This is a genomic window from uncultured Oscillibacter sp. (genome assembly GCF_910584465.1).
Taxonomy (GTDB): Bacteria; Bacillota; Clostridia; order Oscillospirales; family Oscillospiraceae; genus Oscillibacter.
In genome coordinates this window covers 1-4,938 of record NZ_CAJUBK010000104.1, presented here as the reverse complement: position 1 = coordinate 4,938, position 4,938 = coordinate 1, and the positions used below count along the sequence as shown (strand labels likewise).

The window sequence follows — 4,938 nt, the reverse complement described above, 5'->3', positions numbered from 1 at the left end:
TTCTTCACGGGCCTGTCTGGGGCGGGGAAGACGACGATCGGGGGCCTGTTCCACCGCCGCCTGAAGGCGCGGGAGGGGAAGGCGGTGCTGCTGGACGGGGACAGCATCCGCCTGGTGTACAACGAGGACATCAGCTATACCCAGGCGTCCCGCCGGAAGGGCGCGGGACGGACGTTCCGTGTCGCGAAGATGCTGTCGGACCAGGGGATCGACGTGGTGGTGTGTTCGATCTGTATGTACTCAGACCTGCGGGCGTGGAACCGGGAGAACATCGAAAACTATCGGGAGATCTACATCAAGGTGAGCAAGGAGACGCTGCTGCGCCGGAACCAAAAGGGCCTGTACACGGCGGGGAAGGACGTCGTCGGCGTGGACATCCCCTTCGACGAGCCGAAGACGCCGGACTATATCATCGAGAACGACGGGGCGGAGACGCCGGAGGCCATCGTCGCGCGGCTGGAGGCGGCGCTGGAGCTCAAGGAGGCGGGAGCATGAAGGCGCTGATCTTGAACTCGGGGAAGGGGACGCGCATGGCGCCGCTGACGGACCGTCAGCCGAAGTGCCTGACGGAGCTGCGGCCAGGGGAGACGATCCTGAGCCGGCAGCTGCGGCAGCTCTCGGAGGCGGGGATCGGGGAAGTGGTGCTGACCACCGGCCCCTTCCCGGGCGTGCTGGAGGGATACTGCACCAGCCTGGACCTGCCGCTGCGGTACACCTTCGTCCGAAACCCGGACTACGAGACGACGAATTACATCTACTCCATCTACCTGGCCCGTGCGGGACTGGAGGACGACCTCCTCCTGCTCCACGGGGACCTGGTGTTCGAGACGGAGGTCCTCCGCCAGGCGCTGGAGCAGGAGCATAGCTGCATGGCGGTGAGCTCCACGGCCCCCCTGCCGGAGAAGGACTTCAAGGCCGTGATCGAGGACGGCCGCATCAAGGCGGTGGGTGTGGAGCTCTTCGAGGGGGCCCAAGCGGCGCAGCCGCTGTACCATCTCAAGAAGGCGGACTGGCAGATCTGGCTGTCCCGCATCGCCGGATCGTGCGAGTCCGGCCAGCGGAGCTGCTACGCGGAAAAGGCGCTGAACGAAGTGACGGACCGCCTCGCGCTGTATCCGCTGGACGTGCGGAACATGCTCTGCGGCGAGATCGACCAGCCGGAGGACCTGGCGGCGGTCGCGGCGAAGCTCCGGGAGGTGGAGGACCGGAGGGTGTACATGTGCTTCTCGTCGGACATGCTCCACGGCGGGCACATGAAGATCATCCGCCGCGCGGCGGGCCTGGGGCGGCTGACGGTCGGCGTGCTGAGCGACGCGGCGGTGGCGTCGTATAAGCGTTTCCCCCTCCTGCCTGTCTCCGAACGGGAGACGCTCTTCGCCAATATCAAGGGCGTGGAGCGGGTGGTGGAGCAGGAGGAGCTGAGCTACAAAAAGACGCTCCTGTCCCTGCGTCCGGACATCGTGGTCCACGGGGACGACTGGAGGGAGGGGTTCCAAAAGCCCCTCCGGGACGAGGTGCTGGACGTGCTGTCCTCCTATGGGGGCCGGCTGGTGGAGTTCCCATATTCCGCGGACCCGCGCTACCAGGAGCTGGAGCGGCGCTCCCGAGCGGAGCTGTCGCTGCCGGACAGCCGGCGGGGGCGGCTCCGCAGGCTGCTGGAGCTGAAGGGCTTCGTGACGGCGATGGAGGCCCACGACGGCCTGTCCGGCCTCATCGTGGAGGACGCGGTGGTCCACGAAGGGGGGCGGGCGCATTCGTTCGACGCGATGTGGGTGTCGAGCCTGTGCGATTCCACGGCGAAGGGGAAGCCGGACATCGAGCTGGTGGACATGACGTCGCGGTTCCGGACGATCGACGACCTGACGGAAGTGACGACGAAGCCGATCGTCTTCGACGGGGACACCGGCGGCCTGACGGAGCATTTCGTCTACACGGTCCGCTCCCTGGAGAAGCTGGGCGTGTCCGCCGTCATCATCGAGGACAAGAAGGGCTTGAAAAAGAATTCCCTGTTCGGGACGGAGGCGGCTCAGGTCCAGGACAGCATCGAGGGCTTCTCCGCGAAGATCGCGGCGGGGAAGCAGGCGCAGAAGTCTGGGGACTTCATGATCATCGCGCGGATCGAGAGCCTGATCCTGGAGCGGGGCATGGCGGACGCGCTGACCCGGGCCAAAGCCTTCGTGGAGGCAGGCGCGGACGGGATCATGATCCACTCCCGGCGAAAGGAGCCGGACGAGATCTTCGAGTTCGTGAAAACGTTCCGAAAAGCGGATCCGGACACGCCGCTGGTGGTGGTGCCGACGTCGTTCCACGCGGTGACGGAGGAGGAGTTCCGGCGGCGGGGCGTGAACATCGTGATCTACGCGAACCAGCTGATGCGCTCGCAGGTGCCGGCGATGCGCCGCACGGCAGAGAGCATCCTGCGCCACCACCGGGCGATGGAAGCGGACGAGGAGCTGATGCCCTTCGGGGAGATCATCCGGATGATCCCGTCCACGCTTCCTTGAAAGACTGTAACGACGCTCGGTCTTACAAAGTAAGATCTCGGTGGAGCACGTCCCCGAAGGGGGGACGTGGCAAAAGGGACTTTATCACGCTCTGGATGTCCGGCAAAGATCCGGGCGGGAGCGGCGGTGACGCAGGTCGGGAGGAGGCTGACGGCTGTGAGACGACGCATCGAAGACCGCCGGGGGTTGGACGGGTACCTCCGCGAGGTCGGGGCCGAGAGGCTGTTCCTGGTCTGCGGGGGATCCATCCGGAAGCTGGAGCTGGGGGCCTGGTTCGACACATTGGAGGCCCGGACGGGCATCCGGGTCGTCCGCTTCTCCGGCTTCCGCCCGAACCCGGCTTACGAGGACACCGTCAAAGCGGTGGAGGCGTTCCGCTCCAGCGGCTGTGACGCCATCGCGGCGGTGGGCGGCGGCAGCGCGATCGACACGGCGAAGTGCGTGAAGCTGTGGGCGGGGCTGGACCCGAGCCGGGACTACCTCCAGCAGGAGATCGTCCCCAATGACATCCCGTTCCTTGCGATCCCGACGACAGCCGGGACGGGCAGCGAGGCGACGCGTTTCGCCGTCATCTACCACCATGGGGAGAAGCGGTCCGTCGCCCACGAGAGCTGCATCCCGTCGGCCGTCCTGCTGGACCCGGGGACGCTGGAGAGCCTGCCGGAGTACCACCGGGGAGCGTCCATGCTGGACGCGCTGTGCCACGCGGTGGAGTCCTCCTGGTCCGTCAAGGCCACGGAAGAGAGCCGGGCGTTTTCCCGCCGGGCCCTCCATAAGCTTTGGGAGCATGTGGACGGCTACCTCTCTAACACGCGGCCTGGGAACGCGGGGATGCTGGAGGCGGCGGACTTGGCAGGGGAGGCGATCGACCGGGCCCAGACCACGGCGGGGCACGCCATGAGCTACAAGCTGACCACGCTGTACGGCATCGCCCACGGCCACGCGGCGGCGCTGTGCGTGGCGAAGCTCTGGCCCTACATGGCGGAGCGGGCCGAAGGGACGGCGCTGGGGGCCGTTTTCCAGGATCTGGCCGAAGCGATGGGCTGTGAGACGGTAGCGGGGTCCATCGAAAAGTTCCAGGGCCTCCTGGCCCGCCTGGGGCTGGGGATACCGGCCCCGCGACCGGCGGACTTCGAGATCCTCGAGCGCTCGGTGGACCCGGTCCGTCTGGAGAACAACCCGGTCCCCCTGGAGCCGGGGACGATAGACCGCCTGTACCATCAGATCTTGCGGGAGGAGGAGACGGCGTGAGGGTCGAGACGTTCACCGAGATCCTAGGCGCGGAGTTTTACGCCGGCGTGCCGGACTCCCTGCTCCGGCCCCTGTGCGACTACCTGATGGATGCCTTCGGCACGGACCCGCGCCGCCATATGATCGCGGTCAACGAGGGCAGCGCCGCCGCCCTGGCGGCGGGCTACCACCTTGCCACAGGGAAGGTGCCCGTGGTCTATCTCCAGAACAGCGGGGAGGGGAACCTCGTCAACCCGGCGGCGTCGCTGCTGCACCGGCAGGTGTACGGCATCCCGGTCATCTTCGTCGTGGGCTGGCGGGGGGAGCCTGGCGTCCGCGACGAGCCCCAGCACATCTATCAGGGAGCGATCACCCTGAAGCTGCTGGAGGACCTGGGGATCCCGGCCTTCGTAATCGGCCCGGAGACCGGGGACGAGGAGGTCCGGGAGGCCATGGCGGGCTTCCGCCCCCTCCTGGCGGAGGGGGGGGACGCCGCCTTCGTCATCCGCAAAGGCGGATTGACCTACGGCAAAAAGAGGACCTATCGAAACGGATACGGGCTCCGGCGGGAGGAGGCCATCCGGCAGATCGCCCGAGCCGCGGGAGGGGACCCCGTCGTCTCCACCACCGGCAAGGCCAGCCGGGAGCTCTTCGAGATCCGGGAGGCCCTGAAGCAAGACCACAGCCGGGACTTCCTGACGGTGGGCTCCATGGGCCACGCCTCGTCGATCGCCCTGGGCGTCGCCCTGCACCGGCCCGAGGAGCGCGTTTGGTGCCTGGACGGGGACGGGGCGCTGCTGATGCATATGGGGGCCATGGCGGCGATCGGCCAGGGCCGGCCTCGAAACCTCATCCACATCGTGCTGAACAACGCCGCCCACGAGTCCGTAGGCGGCCTGCCCACGGCGGCGGGCGGCTTGGATATCCCCGCCATCGCCAGGGCCTGCGGTTACCCCTGCGCCCTGACGGCCGAGACGGCCGGAGTGCTGGACGAGGCCCTCCGGGAGGCCAAGGCCCGGCAGGACCTGTGCCTGATCGAGGTGAAGTGCGCCATCGGCGCCCGCCCCGATCTGGGACGCCCCACCACTTCCCCCCAGGAGAACAAGCGGGCCTTCATGGAGCGTTTGCAAGACCCGAGCGGATCTGACTGACATCGAGGTGAGCCTATGCCAAAGGTGACCATCTATACCCAGGCGTACAACCC

The 4,938-nt window shown here is 67.4% G+C and carries 4 protein-coding genes; all 4 read left to right on the top strand.

The features are described 5' to 3' along the window. A partial coding sequence (locus tag QZ332_RS13110) for an adenylyl-sulfate kinase (protein WP_295766238.1) occupies positions 1-495 on the top strand: 495 nt, incomplete at its 5' end. Next, the gene (aepX, locus tag QZ332_RS13105; protein ID WP_295766236.1) at positions 492-2,504 is read left to right on the top strand and encodes a phosphoenolpyruvate mutase; all 2,013 of its coding nucleotides are present in this window, start codon (positions 492-494) and stop codon (positions 2,502-2,504) included. The genes QZ332_RS13110 and aepX, both read left to right, overlap by 4 nt. A 156-nt stretch (positions 2,505-2,660) precedes the next feature. Beyond that, positions 2,661-3,755, top strand: coding sequence for a phosphonoacetaldehyde reductase (locus QZ332_RS13100; protein ID WP_295766234.1), 1,095 nt, complete (start codon positions 2,661-2,663; stop codon positions 3,753-3,755). After that, on the top strand, positions 3,752-4,885 hold the full coding sequence (gene aepY, locus QZ332_RS13095; RefSeq protein WP_295766232.1) for a phosphonopyruvate decarboxylase: 1,134 nt from the start codon (positions 3,752-3,754) through the stop codon (positions 4,883-4,885). Before QZ332_RS13100 ends, aepY begins: the two co-directional genes overlap by 4 nt. Positions 4,886-4,938: the final 53 nt, after the last annotated feature.